At 43.1% G+C, this 20,871-nt stretch carries 19 protein-coding genes and 1 pseudogene; 4 read left to right on the forward strand and 16 right to left on the reverse strand.

All coding sequences use genetic code 11. The features are described 5' to 3' along the window. The first annotated feature begins 6 nt into the window (after positions 1-6). Positions 7-1,314: a UDP-N-acetylglucosamine 1-carboxyvinyltransferase gene (gene murA, locus L0P88_RS20135; protein WP_247131681.1), complete on the forward strand. Its 1,308-nt coding sequence runs from the start codon at positions 7-9 to the stop codon at positions 1,312-1,314. Here murA and L0P88_RS20140 read toward each other — a convergent pair. The 10 genes from L0P88_RS20140 to L0P88_RS20185 form a co-directional block, all read right to left on the reverse strand. Continuing rightward, positions 1,311-3,350, reverse strand: coding sequence for a serine hydrolase (locus L0P88_RS20140; RefSeq protein ID WP_247131682.1), 2,040 nt, complete (start codon positions 3,348-3,350; stop codon positions 1,311-1,313). The genes murA and L0P88_RS20140 overlap by 4 nt on opposite strands. Before the next feature lie 135 nt (positions 3,351-3,485). Then, the gene (locus tag L0P88_RS20145) at positions 3,486-3,893 is read right to left on the reverse strand and encodes a hypothetical protein (protein ID WP_247131683.1); all 408 of its coding nucleotides are present in this window, start codon (positions 3,891-3,893) and stop codon (positions 3,486-3,488) included. Between the two features lies 1 nt (position 3,894). Then, on the reverse strand, positions 3,895-4,320 hold the full coding sequence (locus L0P88_RS20150) for a BLUF domain-containing protein (protein WP_247131684.1): 426 nt from the start codon (positions 4,318-4,320) through the stop codon (positions 3,895-3,897). A gap of 181 nt (positions 4,321-4,501) precedes the next feature. Then, positions 4,502-4,870, reverse strand: coding sequence for a hypothetical protein (locus tag L0P88_RS20155; protein WP_247131685.1), 369 nt, complete (start codon positions 4,868-4,870; stop codon positions 4,502-4,504). Between the two features lie 15 nt (positions 4,871-4,885). Then, the gene (locus L0P88_RS20160; RefSeq protein WP_247131686.1) at positions 4,886-5,266 is read right to left on the reverse strand and encodes an alkyl hydroperoxide reductase; all 381 of its coding nucleotides are present in this window, start codon (positions 5,264-5,266) and stop codon (positions 4,886-4,888) included. Positions 5,267-5,346: 80 nt separating this feature from the next. Next, the gene (locus L0P88_RS20165; protein ID WP_313791577.1) at positions 5,347-6,264 is read right to left on the reverse strand and encodes a pirin family protein; all 918 of its coding nucleotides are present in this window, start codon (positions 6,262-6,264) and stop codon (positions 5,347-5,349) included. Between the two features lie 4 nt (positions 6,265-6,268). Then, entirely contained in the window at positions 6,269-7,693 is a 1,425-nt protein-coding gene (locus L0P88_RS20170) for an amidohydrolase (RefSeq protein WP_247131687.1), read from the reverse strand. 45 nt (positions 7,694-7,738) lie between these two features. After that, a complete protein-coding gene (locus L0P88_RS20175) occupies positions 7,739-9,043 on the reverse strand; it encodes a cryptochrome/photolyase family protein (protein ID WP_247131688.1) in 1,305 nt (434 codons plus the stop codon). Then, positions 9,044-9,736, reverse strand: coding sequence for an SDR family NAD(P)-dependent oxidoreductase (locus L0P88_RS20180; RefSeq protein WP_247131689.1), 693 nt, complete (start codon positions 9,734-9,736; stop codon positions 9,044-9,046). Positions 9,737-9,739: 3 nt separating this feature from the next. Next, positions 9,740-10,237: an SRPBCC family protein gene (locus tag L0P88_RS20185; protein ID WP_247131690.1), complete on the reverse strand. Its 498-nt coding sequence runs from the start codon at positions 10,235-10,237 to the stop codon at positions 9,740-9,742. 183 nt (positions 10,238-10,420) lie between these two features. On the opposite strand from L0P88_RS20185, the gene L0P88_RS20190 reads away from it, so the two are divergent. Then, positions 10,421-11,545, forward strand: a complete 1,125-nt coding sequence (locus L0P88_RS20190) for a T9SS C-terminal target domain-containing protein (RefSeq protein WP_247131691.1) — start codon at positions 10,421-10,423, stop codon at positions 11,543-11,545. A gap of 83 nt (positions 11,546-11,628) precedes the next feature. Then, complete coding sequence (locus L0P88_RS20195) at positions 11,629-12,477, forward strand: DUF2911 domain-containing protein (RefSeq protein WP_247131692.1); 849 nt, start codon at positions 11,629-11,631, stop codon at positions 12,475-12,477. 52 nt (positions 12,478-12,529) lie between these two features. On the opposite strand, the gene L0P88_RS20200 is transcribed toward L0P88_RS20195, so the two are convergent. The 6 genes and pseudogenes from L0P88_RS20200 to L0P88_RS20225 all read right to left on the reverse strand — a co-directional run. After that, positions 12,530-14,233 carry a sodium:solute symporter gene (locus L0P88_RS20200; RefSeq protein WP_158777570.1) on the reverse strand — a complete coding sequence of 568 codons (1,704 nt, stop codon included), beginning with the start codon at positions 14,231-14,233 and terminating at the stop codon, positions 12,530-12,532. A 106-nt stretch (positions 14,234-14,339) separates the two neighbouring features. Continuing rightward, positions 14,340-16,874, reverse strand: a complete 2,535-nt coding sequence (locus L0P88_RS20205) for a PIG-L family deacetylase (protein ID WP_247131693.1) — start codon at positions 16,872-16,874, stop codon at positions 14,340-14,342. 76 nt (positions 16,875-16,950) lie between these two features. Then, a complete protein-coding gene (locus L0P88_RS20210) occupies positions 16,951-17,493 on the reverse strand; it encodes a mechanosensitive ion channel family protein (protein WP_247131694.1) in 543 nt (180 codons plus the stop codon). Position 17,494: 1 nt separating this feature from the next. Further along, a complete protein-coding gene (locus L0P88_RS20215; RefSeq protein WP_247131695.1) occupies positions 17,495-18,454 on the reverse strand; it encodes a septum formation inhibitor Maf in 960 nt (319 codons plus the stop codon). 76 nt (positions 18,455-18,530) lie between these two features. Then, a complete protein-coding gene (locus L0P88_RS20220; RefSeq protein WP_247131696.1) occupies positions 18,531-19,349 on the reverse strand; it encodes a DUF4349 domain-containing protein in 819 nt (272 codons plus the stop codon). A gap of 92 nt (positions 19,350-19,441) precedes the next feature. Beyond that, a pseudogene (locus L0P88_RS20225) lies at positions 19,442-19,555 on the reverse strand (Maf family protein); the annotation flags it as partial. A 378-nt stretch (positions 19,556-19,933) separates the two neighbouring features. Between L0P88_RS20225 and L0P88_RS20230 the strand changes: the two are divergent. Next, positions 19,934-20,542, forward strand: coding sequence for a hypothetical protein (locus L0P88_RS20230; protein WP_247131697.1), 609 nt, complete (start codon positions 19,934-19,936; stop codon positions 20,540-20,542). Positions 20,543-20,871: the final 329 nt, after the last annotated feature.

Consider the following 20,871-nt stretch of genomic DNA (forward strand, 5'->3'; position numbering starts at 1 on the left):
CAATAAATGGGTACATTTAGAATTGAGGGAGGAAAGCAACTGCAAGGAGAAATCATCCCTCAAGGGGCAAAGAACGAGGCACTTCAAATCCTATGTGCCGTTTTACTCACCCCGGAAAAAGTGACCATCCATAATATCCCGGATATTGTTGATGTTAACAAACTCATCTTCCTTTTGGAGGATTTAGGGGTTAAGATCCAAAAGCGGGGTCACGGTTCTTATACGTTTAAAGCGGACGATGTTAATCTGGATTACCTTCAATCCAGCCAATTCAAACAAGATGGAAGGGGCCTAAGGGGGTCCATAATGCTGGTAGGTCCCTTGTTGGGGAGGTTTGGAAAGGGCTACATTCCAAAACCGGGGGGTGATAAAATTGGCAGACGTCGATTGGACACCCACTTTGAGGGTTTCATAAAATTGGGCGCTAAGTTTCGATACAACCGTGAGGAATATTTCTACGGCGTGGAGGCCAAAAGGCTCAAGGGGACCTATATGCTGCTTGATGAAGCTTCGGTAACCGGGACGGCCAATATTGTAATGGCCGCGGTATTGGCAGAGGGAACGACCACCATTTATAATGCGGCCTGTGAGCCCTATCTACAACAATTATGCAAGATGTTGGTACAGATGGGGGCCAAAATTTTCGGGATAGGTTCCAATTTATTGACCATTGAAGGGGTAACCGAGCTTGGGGGTACCGAACATACCATGCTTCCGGATATGATCGAAATTGGAAGCTGGATTGGATTGGCAGCGATGACCAGAAGTGAATTGACCATCAAAAACGTAAGTTGGGAAAACTTGGGCCAAATCCCCAGCGCCTTTAAACGCTTGGGAATACAAATGGAATTGATAGGGGACGATATTCATATTCCAAAGCACGACAAAGGGTACGAAATCCAGAATTTCATAGATGGATCCATCATGACCATCGCAGATGCGCCGTGGCCGGGCCTTACGCCCGATCTATTGAGCATATTGCTGGTGGTTGCCACCCAGGCCAGGGGAGAGGTGGTCATCCATCAAAAAATGTTTGAAAGCCGACTGTTCTTTGTGGATAAACTGTTGGATATGGGGGCTAAGATCATTCTTTGTGATCCCCATAGGGCCACGGTCATTGGTCACGATTTTAAATCCACCTTAAAGGCAACTACGATGACCTCCCCGGATATACGTGCAGGAGTGTCCTTGTTAATAGCTGCATTGTCCGCAAAAGGGACTTCTACCATCCACAATATAGAACAGATAGATAGGGGCTATGAAAATATTGACGAGCGATTACGTGCCATAGGCGCTGAAATTGTGAGGGTTTAGTCCTCTCTTTTTCCGGTAATCAGGAATTCGTCCAGTGCGCTGTGCAAATCATCCCCTTTATTACTGTTGGTGAAAACAATGAATCCCGTATTTAGTTCCGAGTATATTTTAAATTGACACTTAAAGTCACCATTGTTCCCCCCATGGCCAAAAGCAGGGCCAGAAGGAGTTTCCTCCAAGGCAATACCCAGACCAAAATATTCCTTCCATTCCTCGTTTGTTGAATCGGAATCAATTTCGGTTTGGATGGCAAACATGTTTTCATAGGTTTCCGGTTGTAAGCCCTTTTTTTCCAATAGGCCCAATGCAAAACTGGCGAAAGCCTTGGCTTCGGTATGCATGCTCCATGCCATTCCCGGTTCTTTGGGCAAATCGGAACGTGTAGGGAACTTCCCAATGTGGCCATTGGCGACCACGGTCTTTAAATAATCGTTTTCAGAGAAGTAGGTATTGGTTAATCCCAACGGGCTCAGGACCTCTTCCGCTAGTACGGTCTCAACGTCCTTATCCGTTATTTTGGCAACCACACGCTTTAAATACTCAAAACCTTCCCCGGAATAGCCATAAGCGGTACCTGGGGTAAATTTAATGTCGATTTTTCCATCCTCGTTCATCCAGGCCCAATTGGGAAAACCTGTTTGGTGGGAAAGAACGTGTCTGGCCGTAATGAGTTTATAGCGCTCATCATGTGCAATCTCTTCAAAAGGTAAATAGGTGTATAAGGGTCTATCCAAATCCAATACCCCCTTTTCCACCAATCTACACACGGCAAAGGCAAAAACAGGCTTGGTAATGGAAGCGGCCTCAAACAGGGTGTTGGAATCAACCGGGGCTTGGGTGTAAGCGTTTTTGAAACCGTAGGTGTTGTGATAAACCACTTTTCCTTCTTTTATTACCGCCAAAGAGACCCCGGGAATTGCATAATACGCCCTATAGCGTTGTACAAATTCGTCCAGGATATCCGGTTTATTGGGGTCAAAGGTTTCCAGTATTCCCTTTTCAGGAATAATATCCATAGGTGTTTCCGTCAAAAGCTCAAGGTCTTTTACCTTAGTATTGGCTTCATCCTTTATCGTAAAGGATACCGTGCTATTTCTTACATCAATTCGGTGGTCGCCCCGAAATTGCCAAAAGGGTTTTGCCACATAGCTACCCTGTGGTAGCATAATATCATAATTGCCGGTACTGTCTATTTGTGCTACGGACCAAAGATTCTTTTGTTCCGTATTGAGGAACCTTACCCTACTGGTCATCTTCTTAATGGAGGTATCTTTCCATTTCACCATACCCGTCACTTTTGCAATTTTGGTGTTTCCAGCCACGGGAACAATGTCCCCAAGGCGAACAGGGGACCTACTTTTTCCACCTTCCATTCCCCAGGCCATAAATGATATGGTCCCTTCATCATCATCAAAATCCTTGTCCACAATGACATGGTCCACACCAATGGTTTTATTTAGTTTTAGACGGTTCCCCAGGTTTACTTTGACCTCATAATGGGTGGTTTTTCCAGATGTAACGGTACGCATTACAACATTGTCCCAATTGAATTCCCTTGCATCGGGATCCCAACTCGTGTCGTAGTTGACATCACCCTTGAAGTTTTCGCCAAACTGGAACAAACTCACTCCAGATCCCTTATGGTCGTGCTTGGGATCAAGATATAGTGTGTAGGTGTCTTGGGTATTCCAATTTGCATTTTCACCGTTATCCACAACATGATTGTCGTCAATAACGGTAATAAGCAGATAAAGGGCCTGCTCATCCAAATTATGGCCTACCTGGAAATAGGCTTCAAAATCCTCTTTTTTAGGCGATTTTCCATAGGGGGTCACCGCTATGGGGTATTTCTGGAAAGAACTGGGCCAGTCGTCCGAGTTTCCATCGACCACAATGGAATGGATAGGGTAGGCGTATGCCACAGCACCATTGGATAGGGGCATATGCGTACGTATGGGTTCCGCAAATAGGAAGGGCATTGATAAAAGGCATACCAAGAGGGTCAGTCGATAATGCATAGGGTTGGATGAAATCATTTTTTAGCTGTGTTTGAGTAGATACCTACAAAGACTATGGATTCTGGAAAAAGTTACAGTCCTTGTTGCCTTTTCTGATGCTTGGATGGAAGTTGACTTTAAACATCCATTTAAGGGGGTAACAATTGGAAGTGTTTAAAGGCCTTTAAATAAAGTGAGAAGGAAAATGAGACTCCAAATAATGGTCCTTAGCCAATTTTTGACGATCAAAGCCTTGGTAAGCTGCAAAGGTTCCGCAATATGTTCCAATTTTTGATGCAAGGGAACAAAAACCACAAAGGTCAGTACCCAATTGGTGAGGATCAAGGCAAGTTTGGTCAAGTTAAGAGTGGAAATTTCCAGATAGGCCAACATGCTGGACGTAATGAGCTGCCCCACTATTAACGGCAGTACCACCATGGTAATTTGTCCGGTGTATTTGGAATGCCAATTTTTTAAGTCCGATGGGCTGTAGTACTGAAAGCCGGGATAAATAACCAACTGGACCAGCCAAATAAGAATTAGGCAACCGGTATCAAAAATAAGGGACAGTGATTGCAGCAATTCAATTAGAAAATAAAATGTCCTTAACCGCAGAGAAAAATTTGAGTACGGGCCCGCTTTTTCTGTTGAAGGCATCCGATTGCTTCAGAAAAGCATCAATCTGATTTAGTTTTAAGTTTGCCGATAGTCCATTTTGCCCATAATCATGAAATGCCATGCTCCATTCGCCAAAAAGCCGCGTATTGGAATACTCACTCTCAATCAAGAGGATATCATGGTGTCTCTTATCCATAGTTATCTTTTGGAACAATTTCAGAACCTCGCCCTCCTCGCCTTCCAGGAGTTGAAGAAATTGTGAGTTATGGTATAATAGACATCCAGTGATGCCATGTTCAGCATTGTAATCCTTCGCATTACTCAACATACCATAGATTTCTGGAATGGTAAAGGATTCATTCGCTGCTGAACGGTAAACTAGCGAATGCATATGTACTTTTTATCTAGATTGTGATTTAAATATAATTTAAATTCTGTTTAACTTTTGAATTTTGGATGAAGAACTTTTAAAATTGGATTAATTGTTGAAATAGCAACTGTTTGTAACCGAGTTTTATGGTTTAATACCAACCTCAAAAGGCGGATTGTGATTAAACAAAAGCAGCCGCATATTACTTGCGGATGCTCCAGGCCCAATAGATAAGTAAGGGATGAATGAGGAACAATCGAATCCAAGCCACCCATTGTGGCGTACAGAGGCCATCGGGAATACATGCGCCAATTTGGATAAAATACATATGGGATGGGACAAAGAGGACGAGTAATACGATAATTCCATACGCCGCATAGGTTCTAAAGGTTGCGCTAAGGAGCATCAATGCAGATATGACCTCCAAGGCGCCCGCACCAAAGTTTATAAGTTCCGGATATTTTAAATAATCGGGAATAAGTGGATAATAAAACAGAGGATGGATAAAGTGGTTCATTCCCGCCACGAACATAAAAAATGCCAGTCCATATCGTAGTAGGTTCGATTTCATGATTTGCTTGGGCTCTTAAAGTTTCCAACGGACCTGCCAATGCACTTTTATCAAAATGATGGCAAAGGGAATCCACCATATGAAATCGTTGGTAATCAAGGTATATATAAATTCCAATGGAACATCACCCTTTATGTAATTAAAGAGAAACCCCAGGGGCCCAAAAATTTTGCCGAGAAAGCCAACGGCTACAATTGGCCAGTGCTTGATGGGGTTGAAGGAGGCCCACCAATAGCCCAACCCATAAACACCTATGACCATTCCCATACCTTGCCAAACCATGGGATGGTTAAGGGGCTCCATACCCACAAGTTCAAAAAAATGATTGGGAAACGTTACCACCCAAAATCCCCAAAGAATATTGTAAATGGCGGCCAGCCTTAACGTTAGTTTCATCGTATTTCCAATTCTCCGTTTGGATATTTGGCAAACCGACCACTGTCCTTTTCGTGTACATTATCTGGGTAAGGCCACGGCTATCCTCCAAATTGTGTCAAGCGGTATTCCTGCATGGCCTGTTGAATTTCCTCCTCCGTATTCATTACAAAGGGGCCGTATTTGGCCACGGGTTCTGCAATTGGTTTTCCTTGTAACATCAATAGACCTGCTTTCTTGTTCCCTGCTTTTATGATGACCTCTTTTTTGGGATTCAATTGGATTCCAAAGTTGGGATTTACCTTTAGTTCTCCAAGGGAAAGGGTGTCCCCTTCATAGAAATATAGGGTCCTGGATACGTTCCCCAAGGCCTCGGGCAATAGGAATTGCGTTTCTGCCTCAATCTGTATATTCCAAATAGCCACTTCATTTTCGGTATGGGCCGCCCAGGAATCGGGAGCGGGGTTTGGAGCCTGATGCCCTTTATAATTTCCGGCAATGACTTTAATGAGGGCATTTTGCTCCTGGACAAGGGGAATATCTTCATGCCACAACATTTTAAAATGAGGTTCCGCAAATTTGTCCGATTTCGGGAGATTCAACCAAATTTGAAAAAGCTCCAAAGTATTTCCGGCATTATCGTTGAGCAAAGGGAACATTTCAGAATGCTGGACTCCGCGCCCTGCGGTCATCCATTGTACATCTCCCTGACCAAAACGGCCAGATGCCCCTAAGGAATCCGAATGATCGCAAAATCCTTTGTTCACAATGGTGATGGTTTCGAAACCCCGGTGGGGATGGTAGGGAAATCCAGGGATGGTGGTTCCATGGTACATTCGCCAACCGTCTTTTAAAGTGAAGTCATTCCCTATGTTTCGACCTTCCAATAGCTTGGGATCTGGGCCCATTTCGCCATTGCCTTTAGGGTAGTGGTCCAAATGATGGACACAGAATAAAAAGGGGTCTTCGGTTTCCCAGGGAAAACCCAAAGGAAAAGTACGGATTACAACAGCTTCCATGTTCTTAGTTTTCACTGATGGGAGGTGGACCATCTATCATGGCCTCATACACCACATCTCCCTTACGGGTCCTAAATTCTTCTTTTACCTTCTCGACCAACTTTGGACTTTCAAAAAGGTCCAACATGGTCATGGCCATAGCCTTGGAAGCATAGATCATCCCTTTATGGCCAATACTCATTCCACCGCACGCGACGACCGCCCATGAATGCCATGGGGTGTCTTTTGGAGCTGTGGTGACACTTAAATTGATGTTGGCAACATTCCAACTTACATCACCAACATCGGTGGAACCGCCTCCAGGAAGTTCCTGAGTCTCCCTAAGGGGATTGATTTTACTGTCCATACCCACTTCCGGTTTGCCAGTGGCCTTTTGTATGGCTTTTCCAAAGGTGGTTTCTTCATCCGTATAGGTGATAGGACCCAATAGTTCCAGATTTCGCTGCATGATTTCCCCTCCCGAACGGTTTACGAGCATCTCATAGATTCCGGAAACCAACGAAATCTTATACTCTACATTGGCCATTATAGCAGCTCCTTCCGCCATTTTTTTGACCTGTTCATAGGTAGGGAGCATTACCTCACGTTTAGGGTCGCGTACACGCACCCAGATTTTTGAATAATCGGGAACCACGTTCACCACCTGGCCACCATCTTGGATATGATAGTGTATTCTGGAGGTGGGCTTGATATGTTCACGGTAATAGTTCATGCCGGTAGTATAGAGTTCCAAAGCGTCCGAGGCACTTCGACCATTCCAGGGATCTGCGGAAGCATGGGCCGCCTGGCCATAAAATTCAACAATAAAGTCAATCAGTGAAAGTCCGCTCTGTACGTCCGCTTCGGTATTGGCCCCCGGATGCCAACTAATGTTTACATCCACATCATCCCAAAGTCCGGCTTCGACCATCCAAACCTTGGCAAAGTATTTTTCCTCTGCCGGGGTTCCCAAGAATTTAACGGTTCCCTTTATTTTGCCTGTTTCGATCAATTCTTTTATGGCTATTGCCGATCCCAAGCTCGCGGCCCCAAACAAATTATGTCCACATCCATGCCCCGGAGCGCCCTCAATTATTGGATTTTTTACGGGCACCGTTTTTTGTGAAAGCCCGGGAAGGGCATCAAACTCGCCCAGGATACTGATAACGGGCTTTCCCGATCCATAGGTAGCCGTGAATGCCGTAGGTATATTGGCAACACCTCGGGTGACCTTTAGACCGTTCTTTTCAGCATAGGATGCCAGAACCTCGGAGGATTGGGATTCTTCAAAAGCGATTTCGGCCAAAGCCCAAATGGAATCACTTAACTGAATGAGATGCTCTTTATGTTTTTCGACCGATGCCAGGACTGCCTTTTTGTTTTTGCCCATTTTCTGGGAAAAGAGCATTAAGGGAACAAGCAGGAGTAAAAAGGGTATTGTTTTTTTCATTTTTCTAGGGTTTTGAGTAGCGCTTCCAATGTACCAAAATTTGTTTTAACCCAAGGCTTCCTTATAAATTTTAAGGCAGCGCTCCCTGGCGAACTTATGTTCAACCATTGGAAGGGGGTAGCTAAGCTCCTGCAAATCCGGCACCCACCTATTGATGTATGCTTTTTGCTTATCGAACTTATCAATTTGGGTCATGGGATTGAATATTCTGAAGTAGGGTGCTGCGTCCACCCCACTACCTGAGGCCCATTGCCAATTACCGACATTGCTGGCCAATTCAAAATCCAGTAGTTTTTCCGCAAAATACGCTTCTCCCCAACGCCAATCGATTAACAGGTGTTTGCACAGGAAGCTGGCGACCAACATGCGGACCCTATTGTGCATATAGCCGGTTTGGTTGAGTTCACGCATGCCTGCATCAACAAGGGGATACCCCGTTTCCCCCTTTTTCCACTTTTCAAATTCCTCGATACTGTTACGCCAGATGATACGGTCATATTTCGGTTTAAAGGCTTTATGGACGGTATGCGGAAAGTGCCAGAGGATTTGCATAAAAAACTCACGCCAAATCAATTCGTTCCAAAACACCTCGTTTTCTTCCTGAATGGCTTTTCTTACCATTTTACGGATCGAAACCGTTCCAAAGCGTAAATGTGGGCCCAATCTGGAGGTTCCTTTTTCCTTGGCGGGAAAATTGCGTGTCCCCTCGTAGTTTTGGATCAACTCCTTTGTCACGATATAATCGGGAACCTTTATGGGGGATATTGTAAACCTTAGGTCCGAAAGACTAAGATCGGGCAATTTGGTATTCTTGACGAAGTTGGAAAAGTCAATGGCGTAATCCACCAAATCCGTTGCAGCGTTAAAGGTTTCCTTCCAACGGTTCTTGTATGGCGTGTATACCACATAAGGGGTACCATCGTCCTTGACCACCTCATTTTTTTCAAAAATGACCTGGTCCCTAAACGTTTTGAAACCAATACCTTCCTTTTCGAGAAACTTTTTTATTTCGGCATCACGTTCCCTGGCATAGGGTTCATAATCATGGTTGGTAAAAACATACTGTATACGATGTTGCCCAATCAATCCCGAGAATACTTTTTTTGGGGAACCATGATAAATGGCTAAAGAGCTATCACCCTTGGTTTGGAGTAGATTTCGAATTTTTTGGAGCTGTTCGTGAATAAAGGTGACCCGTGCATCATTTTCAGGAAGTTTATCCAGTATTTCCGGGTCAAATATGAAAATGGGGTATACTGGATACCCACTTTGTAGGGCTTGGTACAACCCAACATTGTCCTCCAACCTTAAGTCACGTCGAAACCAAAAAACAGCAATTTTCCCGTTCATTTATGAAATGTTCAAAGTGGACATTCCCCCATCTACACCCAATATCTGTCCCGTGACCCAGGTACTTTTGTCACTTAATAGGAATACGGCTAAGTTGGCAATATCGGTTGTGTTTCCCACACGCTTCAGGGGGTGGCGCTGCGACATGAATTCCCTCTTTTTATCATTGCTCAACAAGCGTCCCGCCAATGGGGTATCAACCAGCGATGGGGCAATACAATTCACACGCACTTTTGGGGCACTCTCCGCCGCCAGGGATTTGGCAAAGCCCTCTATGGCCCCTTTGGCAGCGGCTATACTGGTGTGGAAAGGCATTCCCGTACCCACGGCAACGGTACTGAAAAAAACCATGCTGGCACCTTCCGACATTTTGGGCATGATGGTCTTTACCACATTGACCAATGAGAAAAAGTTCAGTTCCATTTCTTCCCGGAAAACTTCCATGGACAGCATTTTTAGTGGCTTTAGGGTAATACTGCCCGGACAGTAGGCAAAACCATCAATACCATCTGGTAGTTGTGATGCCTCCAAAGAATCCGAGGTGGCATCAAAAGTGATATGATTGACATTTAGACCATGAAGCCCTTCCTTGGTTCTAGAGGCGATATAAACAGTATGTTTCGTATGTAAGGCTTTGGCCATTTCAAATCCAATACCATAGGAACCACCGATCAATAAAATAGTTTTACCCATAATTTAGATAGATTTCATTTCCAATGTATTTTGATAGTGCTCCAATTGCCCAAAACGCTCTTGCAATTTTCGCTCCCTGTATTCAAAGATTTGCAACAATTGCTTTTTAACCAGAATTGGATGGGCCAACTGTCCTAAAATTCCCAAAGGGATTTTATAATCGATTACATCCTCCATTTCAATTCCACCATCAATTTCATTGATAAAATGTTTGTGATGCCAGAGGGAATAGGGACCAAAACGTTGTTCATCCACAAAATACTCCCCTTCCTTCACATGGGTGATTTCAGTCACCCATTTGGTGGTGAACCCGGGAAATGGATTAACCTTATATTGTATTATTTGACCGGGAAACATATTCCGTTCCACGCCGGAAAGGATGTGGAACCCCATGTGATCCGGAGTAATCACTTTAAGGTTTTCCGGGTTGGATAAGAATTCCCAGGCGGTTTGCCGGTCTATGGGAAAAGCCTGTTTAGCCCGAAGCTGGTAAAGTCTCATTCAAAATTTTTAACAAAGATAAAGGCAATTTTGTTTAATTTAAAATATAAAAAGTTAAACAATATTAAAGGGGGGCCCAAATGAACACCGCTTCCTTGGTTGAACGGTAATGCGCAAGACTTCATCCCGTTAATCCGGGTATTTGGCTTGACTACACTATTTTTAGGATAGAATTAGATAAGGGTGCGAAAGGTCATATTCTTTTTTTCCGTTTTGTCCATTCAAATGGGATTGGCACAATCCAATATTTCGGTTGTGGGTAATCTACCCGAACGCTTATGGGAGACCTCTGGCTTGCTCTATTACAACGGAAAATTATTGACCCATAACGATTCGGGAAATTCGGCGGAGCTTTTCGAATTCGATATCGAAACCTTAACTATCACAAGGGTCATTGAGCTTATAAATGCAATTAATACGGATTGGGAAGGTATGGCCCAAGATGATGACTTCATCTACATAGGGGATTTTGGAAACAATAGGGGGGAACGCCAGGATTTACATGTTTTAAGGATTTCCAAGCAGGCATTGGATAATTCAGGTGAGGTGATGGCGGATCGTATTGATTTTACCTATGAAGACCAGACGGATTTTACGCCAAGTGAAAACAGTGATTTTGATGCAGAAGCCTTTTTTGTGCTGGATAATTCCCTTATTGTTTTGACCAAACAATGGCAACAGCAAGGTACCGTTGCCTATCGAATTCCCAAAACACCGGGTAGTTATACGGCAGAACGTGTGGGCTCCTATCAGGTGAATGGCCTGGTAACGGATGCAACTTATGATTCCGTTTCCAATACCCTATTTTTAGTAGGGTATTCCAACTTGTTGCTCCCCTTCTTTGTGGAAATAGGTCCGGTTTCTGAAAATTCCATATTTGGCGATTCCCAAAACAAGACCAATTTATCCGTAGGGCAGGCCCAAATAGAAGCCATCACTTTACACGGAGGTGTTTTTTATATGACGTCGGAAGCTTTTTCAAATCCCCCTATCGTGGATTCCCCATCAAGGCTTTTTTCGTTTACCCTGGATGATGGGAGGGATGGATTACCCATGGAAGGTATCCCTCAAGGTGATTTAATTGTTTTTAAGAGTTTTGGGGCAACCCAATTGGAGTATTCATTGCATACAGATCGCCCCATTTTTGGTATGGGTATCTTTGATGGTATGGGCCGTCTTGTGGAATTTACACCATTGGAACGAATTTCGGATAGTCCCATTGATATATCGCAACTGGCTGTTGGATTGTACTATCTCAGCTTCTTTTACCAGGATACCAGTATTTCCGCACCATTTTTTGGGAATTGAGTATTTAAGTTATCGTTAACAAATACCCCTTTACAGATTAGCTAGCTTTGTCGCACTAGTCAATTCTTAAAAAAATACGTACAATGAAAAAATTAGGATTCTTAAGTTTATTTGCAGTATTGGCCCTTACAGTCAATGCACAGATGCAAACTCCCCAACCCAGCCCAAGTTCAGAGTTGGAGCAAATGGTTGGATTGACGGAAGTGGAAGTGGAATACGCAAGACCTTCCATGAAGGGAAGAACAATTTTTGGTGATTTGGTTCCCTATGGACAGCTTTGGAGGACCGGTGCAAACAAAAACACGACCGTTTCGTTCAGTGATGACGTAAAAATTGGGGGCAAAGATGTGAAAGCGGGCAAATACGCCATTTTCACAAAACCTGGTGAAGCCGTTTGGGAAGTCATTTTTTATACGGATACCGAAAATTGGGGAACACCCAGGAATTGGGATGCTTCCAAAGTAGCGGCTACGGTTAAGGTTGAAGTGATGAAAATGCCCATGAAAGTAGAGACCTTTACCATAACTATTGATGACCTAACCAACAACGGGGCTAATCTTGGCATACTCTGGGAAGATGTTTATGTAGGCGTGCCTTTTGAAGTACCCACAGCCGAAAAAGCACAAAAAAGTATTGAATCCACCATGGCAGGACCTAGTGCCAGGGACCTTTATTCCGCTGCTTCTTACTATTACGAGGAAGGATTGGACATGGAGAAGGCCAGGGAATGGATAGATAAGGCAGTGGCCATGGATACCAAAGGTGAGCAGTATTGGGTATTGCGCAGACAATCCCTGATCCACGCCAAACTTGGTGATAAAAAAGCAGCTATTGCTGCTGCCAAAAAATCCTTGGCTGCAGCTGAGGCCGCCGGAAACCAGGATTACGTGAAAATGAATAAGGATTCCCTAATGGAGTGGGGGGCCTTATAGGAATTCAAACAATTTCCATGCAAAGACCCTGATTGTACCGATCAGGGTTTTTTTATGTCTTGATGGGAGGGCGCCTTAACGTTTGATCCAGAACTTCAAAAAGCAAGGCCAATACAATGACCAAACAACAACCAAAGGCGTTTAGCCATAAATAAGACATCCAATCCTGATACCAACCCAAGATTACGATGATCTGTGTAATGATTGCCGCAATGAAAACGGCATTTCCCTTGACGAACTTAAAGAAGAATGCCAATAGAAATACGCCAAGGACATTTCCGTAAAAAATGGATCCTATGATGTTTACCAATTGAATCAGGTTATCGAAAAGGTTGGCAATACAGGCTATTAGGATGGCAATTACGCCCCATACCAAGGTAAAGCCCTTGGTGGCATACACAAATTGTTTTTGCGTGAATTCCCCGCCTTTGTTCCTTTTGTATAAATCCAAAGCGGTTATGGTACCTAAGGCATTCAACTCCGATGCGGTGGAGGACATTGCGGCAGATAAAATAACGGCCAACAACAAACCAATGAGGCCTCTTGGAAGGTTGTTGAGAATAAAATGGATGAACACATAATCCTTATCATTGGTCTCAACACTTGGGTCTGCCGAATTAATGAGTATTCTGGCCGACTCCCGATTGTGCAATTCTTCCTGATTTACTTTGATCAAATTAATTTTAGCCTGCTCAATGGCATTGAAATCCTTCAGTTTTAAGGCCGTTACAAAATCATTTTGGGCCATGCGCTTTTCCTTGACCAATTCTGCATGACCTTCTTCCAGAATGGCATAATCCCCTGCCAGATCGGATGATTTAATGGCCTCATTGGCAGCTGGGTTAAAATGAAGAGGGGAGGGGTTGTACTGATAAAAAACAAAAACCATGACCCCTACCAAAAGAATAAAGAACTGCATGGGTATTTTAAAAATGCCGTTGAAGACCAATCCCAGTTGACTTTCCCTTACCGATTTCCCGGAGAGGTACCGTTGTACCTGGCTTTGGTCCGTTCCAAAATAGGCTAGGGCCAAAAAGAAACCTCCTGTAATTCCACTCCAGAAGGTGTATCGGTTTTTGGTGTCAAAGTCAAAATTCAGGATTTCAAGTTTGTCGTTTGCCCCTGCAATTTTTAAGGCTTCACCAAAAGAAATATCCGCGGGCAAACTCCCCATAATAAAGAAAAACGCGAAAAACATCCCGATCATGATCACGAACATCTGCTGTTTTTGGGTGATGTTCACGGCTTTGGTCCCTCCGCTAACGGTATAGATGATAACCAATATGCCAATAATAATGTTCAAGGTCCTCAAATCCCATCCCAGTACGGCCGAAAGGATTATTGATGGTGCAAAAATGGTAATTCCGGCAGCCAATCCACGTTGTACCAGAAAAAGAATGGCTGTAAGTGTCCTCGTTTTGAGGTCGAAACGTGTTTCCAACATTTCGTAGGCCGTATATACCTTAAGCTTATGATAGATGGGGATAAAAACCAAACAAATGACAATCATGGCCAAGGGAAGACCAAAATAAAACTGTACAAAACCCATTCCATCATGAAAGGCTTGGCCAGGTGTGGACAAAAAGGTAATCGCACTTGCTTGGGTAGCCATTACCGATAGTCCAATGGTCCACCATTTGGTCTGTCCTCCCCTCACGTAATCGTCCACGCTGTTACTGCCCTTGGTCTTCCAAACGCCAAACCCTACGATGAACAGTAGCGTACCTAAAAGTACAATCCAGTCAAGAACAGCCATGAATTAGTTGTATGCAAGCATTACGTACACAAAGTACAGGATATAAAGGACATTGAGAATAAGGACAACGGAATATTCCCTTTTCCATACTACTTTTTGAAGAAAATTATCCTTTGATTTCACCTTCTTCCTGTGTGTTTTGTTTCTTTAGTGAAAGCATGTTGGCAAAAAGTTTATATGCCCCCGGCACACCGGCAGGCAGCTCCCTAAAAAAGCTCAGACCGGTATAGATATAGTTCCCCTTTCCGTAGGAAGCGACCAATAAACTTCCCTCTTTGCTATTTTCCCCTTTATCGGCCATGGCCAGAATAGGAATGAATTCCTTGCTCCATTCATTTGGAAAATAAAGTCCTCTTTCCTGAACCCATCCATTGAAATCCCTTGCCTCTATTTTATTGGGATAGTTCATAATGGCATGTTCTTTGGCCAAAATGGTTACCTGGGCGTTTTCATCGGTAACCCGATCTCTGGAAATGGTAATGGGGTAGGGAGCAATATTCTCGAATTGGGCACGCCAACGGCCTGCAGTGTTGTATTGGACTATCATGTTTCCACCATTCTTCACATAGTCCAATAATATGGGTTGCTTGAACTTTAATTCTTCCAGTACGTTATACGCCCTAATCCCTAAAACCACACCATCGTATTGCGCCAAACTTCCCATTTCCAACTGTGATACATCCAAAGTCTCTACCTGGTATCCAATTTGGGAAAGGCTTTCCGGAACCTTATCACCAGCACCGACAATATAACCGATCCGTTCCCCTTCCTTTTTGATGTCCATTCGCACAACCCTTGCTTCGGAAGGAAGAAGAATGGACTGCTTGGGCACATGGTCATAGGTGATTTCAATCAATTTCTTTTGAAACTCCTCTCCGTCCACAATCAAAATAGGTGAAATGGTACCTACATTTTCCCCCGTTGGGGGGATGACCTCAAAGGCTACGTTTTGGACGGCGTTCTTTTGGGCAATGTTAAAATTGATCGCCACGGGATGACTGGACCATCCCTGGGGCAGTTTCAGTTTTGCCACACCGCTCACATTATTGGTCCCGGCCCGTATGGCGAGATTTACATTTACTGGTTCGGGGGTATTGAAGAGATATACATCTTCGGTAAAACTAGCGGACACTTTTGGAAGTACTACAAAAGGCTCATATATCTCACCAACATCCGGTTTACTGTAACGACGTATCAGCGGCTTTGTAAAGGTTATGGGGAATCCATCAATGGTAAGTCCAAAGTCCACAGTATAGGCCATAGGGGTTTCAGGTTGGCCTATAAGGGTTTTATCCTCCACGTGATACATCCCCAACGTCCCTTTCTGCTCTAGCCAGTATGGGGTAGTGTAAGGAGTACCTTTGGGTACGGAAAACGAAATTTCCAAATTTTCCTTGGTATTTGGACTCAAGGGAATATTTGGGGTGGTACTTACGTCCGCTCCTTTAATTTTTATGGATTGCAAGGTTAGGGAAGTGTTACTTCGATTTAAGGCCTCAATGGTAATGTTCACCTTTTCCCCAGGAATGGCGGAGGCACTATTTGCCCCTGCTTCCAAATAAATTCCCCCACATGCCAATATGATATCCCTAAGGTGTTCCGATTTCAGTTGTTTCCAATGTTCGTCTTCAACTTCCTGAAGCAGTTTATAGGCCTTTATCAAATCCGGCAAATGTGCTGTCGGATCGGAAAAATTGAATTTAGCCTCTATTGCATTCAAAATGGCGCCCACTGCTTCACCGCCCTTTACCCTGGACCAGGTGGTATTGATTCCCTCAAAGATGTCTGTGGACCCGTTTAGGGGATCCCCTTTTAAAAATTCCAAATAATCCGGCTGCGCACCACGTACCGCCAATCTCCCAAAACCTTGGCAAAGGTGTTGACTGCTGGCCGAACTGGCAATTTCATTGTTGGACAGTCCCAGATTGGGATAAAACACCCCAACATCCACTTGGGTGAGGTTGGACTTGTCCGCTTGTGCAAACTTTTCCCTACTTCCGTAAAACCACCAAGATGTGTTAAAAAATAAACGCTTGGGCTCCCAAACCTGGGTTTTGGACAACTGCTCGGGATATGCCTTGGGGTCATTGACCAAATCAAATGCCTCATAACCCAACATGGCCGAGGTGGTATGGTGTCCGTGGGTAGTTCCTGGGCTCCTATGGTCAAAACGATTCACTATGATATCGGGTCTAAACTTACGTATGGCCCACACTACATCACCCAAAACCTTTTCCTTGTCCCAAATGGTCAAGGTCTCATCCGGATGCTTGGAGTATCCAAAGTCATTGGCCCTGGAAAAAAACTGTTCCCCACCATCTACCCTTCTTGCAGCCAATAGCTCTTGGGTCCGCAAAACCCCCAATAACTCCCTCAATTCAGGTCCAATAAGGTTTTGACCACCATCGCCCCGGGTCAACGATAGGTAAGCGGTCCTGGCCTTAACTTTATTGGATAGGTAAGCTATGAGCCTTGTATTTTCATCATCGGGATGGGCTGCAACAAATAGCGCCGTACCCAGAAAGTTCAATTTTTGGATTTCATGATGGATTTCGGAAGTAGTGTATTTTTTTGGTTTTTGTGACGAGACCATGATGGGAATGGTCAATAGAAATGCACAAATCACCCGAGAAAATCGCATAGTTGGTCTAATTAGCTTGTTCCAAAGATAGAAAGTTTAACAGGCCAGTTTTGGTTTTTAGAACTTCTTTAACAAGCTATACACCGGACTTAGGACCGTTTGTTAAACCTACCTGTTTCTTTACCAGTACCACGCCCTTTTGCAGTAATAAATTGTTGGGATAGGTCAATAATTCCCCATCGTCCTTCACCAAATGGAATGTAAAGGCCTGAATATCCGCGATTACGGCCTCGTCCGGAAAATCCTTGTCCTGTATCCGTATTCTATCACCAATTTTGTAGGGGAAGTAAAAAAACAAAATTATTCCGGCCGTAACATTACTTAAAATGGACCAAGTGGCAAAAAGTGCTACACCAATTACTGCAAATACGGAGGAAACAATGAGACCTATTTCACGAATATTAATGCCCCAAACGAGAATCAGGACAGACAGCAAAATTACCACCAGTGCAAAGGAAACATATCTAATGACCAATCCGGTCCTTACCTGGCTGATATCGCTTATTCGTCCAATTTTACGAATGGTCTTTACCAGTAAAAAACGGAGGAGAAAGAAAACGATAAGGCTTAATATGGATGCCAGTAGCTCGTTCTGATATGTCTGTAAAAAAGACTCCATTTTAGAGTGCCAAACTATCCCGAAGATGCAAATATTTGTTGGAATTTTGCCCCCAATAGGGTGTTTTTAAGGTTTTTAGTTTGCTTCCCTTGGAAACCATGGTTTTTGCATTGGGACCATAGCCACTTGTGAACGATTCTTCCCAGCTTTCAATTTCATACGGGAATGTGGCACTGAAGTCAATGGTCAATTTGCGTTCCGTATTTTCATAAACTATGGAATAGGAGCTAATACCATTGATAGTGCTGATCGAAGCCGTGGCCGTATAGGCCCGTATGGGATTGTGCTGTACCCGGAAATACTCCAATGCCGGTATGATTTCAATTTTACCAACCGGTAAATCCTGTGGGTTGATCCGAATCCTGTTCCAAATTTCATTTTCCAAAATGGCTTTGTCCATGCTAAGGTTTTGATCCGCTTCTCCTTCAAAATAACTGTGGGAGGTAAACTCAAATGCTTCGCGGTTGTTCAATTGTGCGTAGACATGGCCACACCATTCTTGAACGGAAAGACTGGATTTGAGTGCGTGTTGGTTGTCATGGACAGGGTAAAAAGTACTGCTCATAATGGAATAGGGATAAATACCGGTGAGGTACTTTTTGGTTTTATTGAGTTTTAGTACGGGAATGTTGGTTGGGTTGTTCCCATCCGCCTTCACTTGCACATCCGGTAGAAAAGGTTCCGTTACATAAATCAATACGGCCTTGCCCTCACGCAGTTCACCATAGCGGGCCTGTTGCAATTGGTATGAGGTGATTTCGGCATCCCCGGCATACCAGTAATCCTTAAACTCTTGTGACAAAGGCTTTTTAGGGGTTGTCCCCTCTGTCTGCGCTTTCTCGGTCCCTGTATTGACAGCAAGCGTTTTTTCTTCTTTTTTGCCCTGGGAACATGCTCCAATTCCGCAACTAAGGAATACGAGTATGCCAACACGCAATCCAAATTTTGACCCTTTTTTCATAACAGTACGTTTTTGCAAATTTAATCAAGGTACTGCCTAAAACCATAATTTTGAACGTTCATATGGACGAAAAGGCCTATTTCCTTCGACTAAATTTTATTCGTAACCATTTCCATCGCCAAACCAGTATGCCACCTACCAACACCAATGGCCATATATTGAACAGCACAAGCACCATGGTGGTAACAATGCTCCAACCATTTTCCAGGGCTTGGACGACTTTGCTGCCAAATGATTTTTCGTAGGAATCTGGTTCCTCCCGAAAATTTACCTTTTCATAAATTCTCAGATGGATCGTACTGAACTTTATTTTGTCCTCCAAATAGCGTAATTGCCCCTCTTTGGCCTCAATTTCTTCCGTGATCTTTCTAATGGCTTCCTCTGCTTCCAGAACCTCGGAAATCTTCCCGGTCCTGTTCTTCAAAATTTCGATGTATCGTTCCCGTACTTCCTTTTTTGTTTTTAACCTGCTGGTAACATCAATGTATTGCTCGGTGACGTCATTGGATGAAATGGAAACATTTTTTACAAAATCCCCTTGCCCTTTCAGGTCTTCCATCAATGAAGTGAAATGCTGACTATCAACCCGTATGGTAATACTGTTGGAGATTTCATAACTGGTATTGTTCAAATTCATTTTTGAAACAAAGGCATTGTACTTCTTACAGATTTCATTGACCTTTTCGGTGGTCTCGTCCACACTTTTGACCTTTACTTCCACATTCCCGGTCCAAATCATTTTTCGATTCGAGATCTGCTGTGTTTCGGAATCTTGAAAGTCGGTGATTTTGGCGGTGGATGTTTCATAAGTGGTGTCCGCAGCTACCTCTGAAGATTCTCCACCTCCACAAGTGGAAAGCATCACCAATAAACAGAACATTAGAGCTATTTTCATGGTATCAGGAGTTTGAATGAATCGAAATGTAGAATGAATTCTTTATGGAACCCTGGCAATTAACGAAATGATAGGGATACTTTGTGATTTCCTTACCATTCACTTAACATTTTGTAAACCAGATGGGTCGGTAGTCCTACAACATTGTTGTAGGAACCATGGATTTCCTCAATTCCTATGGCTCCCAGCCATTCTTGAATACCATAACCTGTAATGCAGGAATCCTAACATTGGCGCCCAAAATTAGGGGCAATCTAAAAAGCCTTACACCAAAGCAGCAAACTAATTGATGATGAATCGGAAATTTTTGAAATAATATAACAAGCCTTGGAAATTATTTATTCAAACATTTTGAACCAACAAAGTTTCCATTCAAAAGTTCTTACCTAGTACTAAAAAGGTTAAACATGATTTTTGACAATTGACCATTTGCAAGTAATTATGATATTGATGCCCATTGATTTACCTACCTACTTCCCCAGACTTTGTGGTGATCATTGAAATACTTTTTTTGTTAAACTTGGCCCATCTTTGTAACAATCTTCAGGTTTCAAATACAAATTACTACAAAGTATCATCTTCTTATGGATTTGGACACATCGTTAAATCTGTTAAAAGAAAGGCTGTCAAGGACAGAAAAATTAGATAATGAGTCAATTAGTACTATTATATCAAAATCAAAAAAATCCTCTTTTCGATTTTTTTTGATTTCCTTTTTTGAGTTTGGTATCTGGGTGATATTGAATATGGTTTTGACTCTTTTGTTTAAAGATATTACACCTAAGTCTTTTGTTGACTTTCCTATCATTATAGTAATTGAAAAGCTGAACATTTTGGTCACAGCGTCCTTTGTAATAGTATTTTATCTACGCTATAGATCGGTATCGACACCAAATAACACTTTCCAACACATCTCTTTGCTATACAGATTGAAACTTACCGTTCACTATTATATAACTTATAATCTTGGTGTGTTTGTTATTACTTTCTTGCTTAGTTTTTTTTGGGAAATTAATAATAATCCAGATGTTGTAGCTCTTCTGGACAGTTTACATGCACGAGCTATTGCTTATTTCTTAGGCGTGGTTTTGTGTTTGGTTTTTGCACTTGGGATTAAATACGTTTACTCAAAAATTTTCGGTAGAAGTCTTAAAACTCTATCTAAAATTAGAAAAGAAATGATGGAGGCATGATGGTTCCCTTCTAAAGAAAAAGAGGCCGCCAACTAGACTAATAAGGACAGTCTCTTTTAGTACTATAGAATTGCATCAACAATCTCCATAAATACCTTGATAAGGGACTTTTCTATATTGGATGTTATTTGAGAATAAATAAGAGCCTGTTTGGGAATTTGTGATTGGAATTGTCATAAGTCATTTTTAGTGTGGAACGAGGCACGACATAACGAGAGCTATGGGCGAGCTGGGGCGATGGAAAGGCATAACCATGGTTATGGACTAAAATTTTAACAATGTACCGTGTAAACCGGCCTACTGGCCAGGCAGGAAGGGACATAAGAAAA

Origin of the sequence: Muricauda sp. SCSIO 64092, assembly GCF_023016285.1 — a bacterium.
Classification (GTDB): Bacteria; Bacteroidota; Bacteroidia; order Flavobacteriales; family Flavobacteriaceae; genus Croceivirga.

Bases quoted from the DNA above. Each gene is read 5' to 3' on its own strand.
- murA (WP_247131681.1), top strand. From the start codon at position 7: ATGGGTACATTTAGAATTGAGGGAGGAAAGCAACTGCAAGGAGAAATC.
- L0P88_RS20140 (WP_247131682.1), bottom strand. From the start codon at position 3,350: ATGATTTCATCCAACCCTATGCATTATCGACTGACCCTCTTGGTATGC.
- L0P88_RS20150 (WP_247131684.1), bottom strand. From the start codon at position 4,320: ATGCATTCGCTAGTTTACCGTTCAGCAGCGAATGAATCCTTTACCATT.
- L0P88_RS20155 (WP_247131685.1), bottom strand. From the start codon at position 4,870: ATGAAATCGAACCTACTACGATATGGACTGGCATTTTTTATGTTCGTG.
- L0P88_RS20160 (WP_247131686.1), bottom strand. From the start codon at position 5,266: ATGAAACTAACGTTAAGGCTGGCCGCCATTTACAATATTCTTTGGGGA.
- L0P88_RS20165 (WP_313791577.1), bottom strand. From the start codon at position 6,264: ATGGAAGCTGTTGTAATCCGTACTTTTCCTTTGGGTTTTCCCTGGGAA.
- L0P88_RS20170 (WP_247131687.1), bottom strand. From the start codon at position 7,693: ATGAAAAAAACAATACCCTTTTTACTCCTGCTTGTTCCCTTAATGCTC.
- L0P88_RS20175 (WP_247131688.1), bottom strand. From the start codon at position 9,043: ATGAACGGGAAAATTGCTGTTTTTTGGTTTCGACGTGACTTAAGGTTG.
- L0P88_RS20180 (WP_247131689.1), bottom strand. From the start codon at position 9,736: ATGGGTAAAACTATTTTATTGATCGGTGGTTCCTATGGTATTGGATTT.
- L0P88_RS20185 (WP_247131690.1), bottom strand. From the start codon at position 10,237: ATGAGACTTTACCAGCTTCGGGCTAAACAGGCTTTTCCCATAGACCGG.
- L0P88_RS20195 (WP_247131692.1), top strand. From the start codon at position 11,629: ATGAAAAAATTAGGATTCTTAAGTTTATTTGCAGTATTGGCCCTTACA.
- L0P88_RS20200 (WP_158777570.1), bottom strand. From the start codon at position 14,233: ATGGCTGTTCTTGACTGGATTGTACTTTTAGGTACGCTACTGTTCATC.
- L0P88_RS20205 (WP_247131693.1), bottom strand. From the start codon at position 16,874: ATGCGATTTTCTCGGGTGATTTGTGCATTTCTATTGACCATTCCCATC.
- L0P88_RS20210 (WP_247131694.1), bottom strand. From the start codon at position 17,493: ATGGAGTCTTTTTTACAGACATATCAGAACGAGCTACTGGCATCCATA.
- L0P88_RS20215 (WP_247131695.1), bottom strand. From the start codon at position 18,454: ATGAAAAAAGGGTCAAAATTTGGATTGCGTGTTGGCATACTCGTATTC.
- L0P88_RS20220 (WP_247131696.1), bottom strand. From the start codon at position 19,349: ATGAAAATAGCTCTAATGTTCTGTTTATTGGTGATGCTTTCCACTTGT.
- L0P88_RS20230 (WP_247131697.1), top strand. From the start codon at position 19,934: ATGGATTTGGACACATCGTTAAATCTGTTAAAAGAAAGGCTGTCAAGG.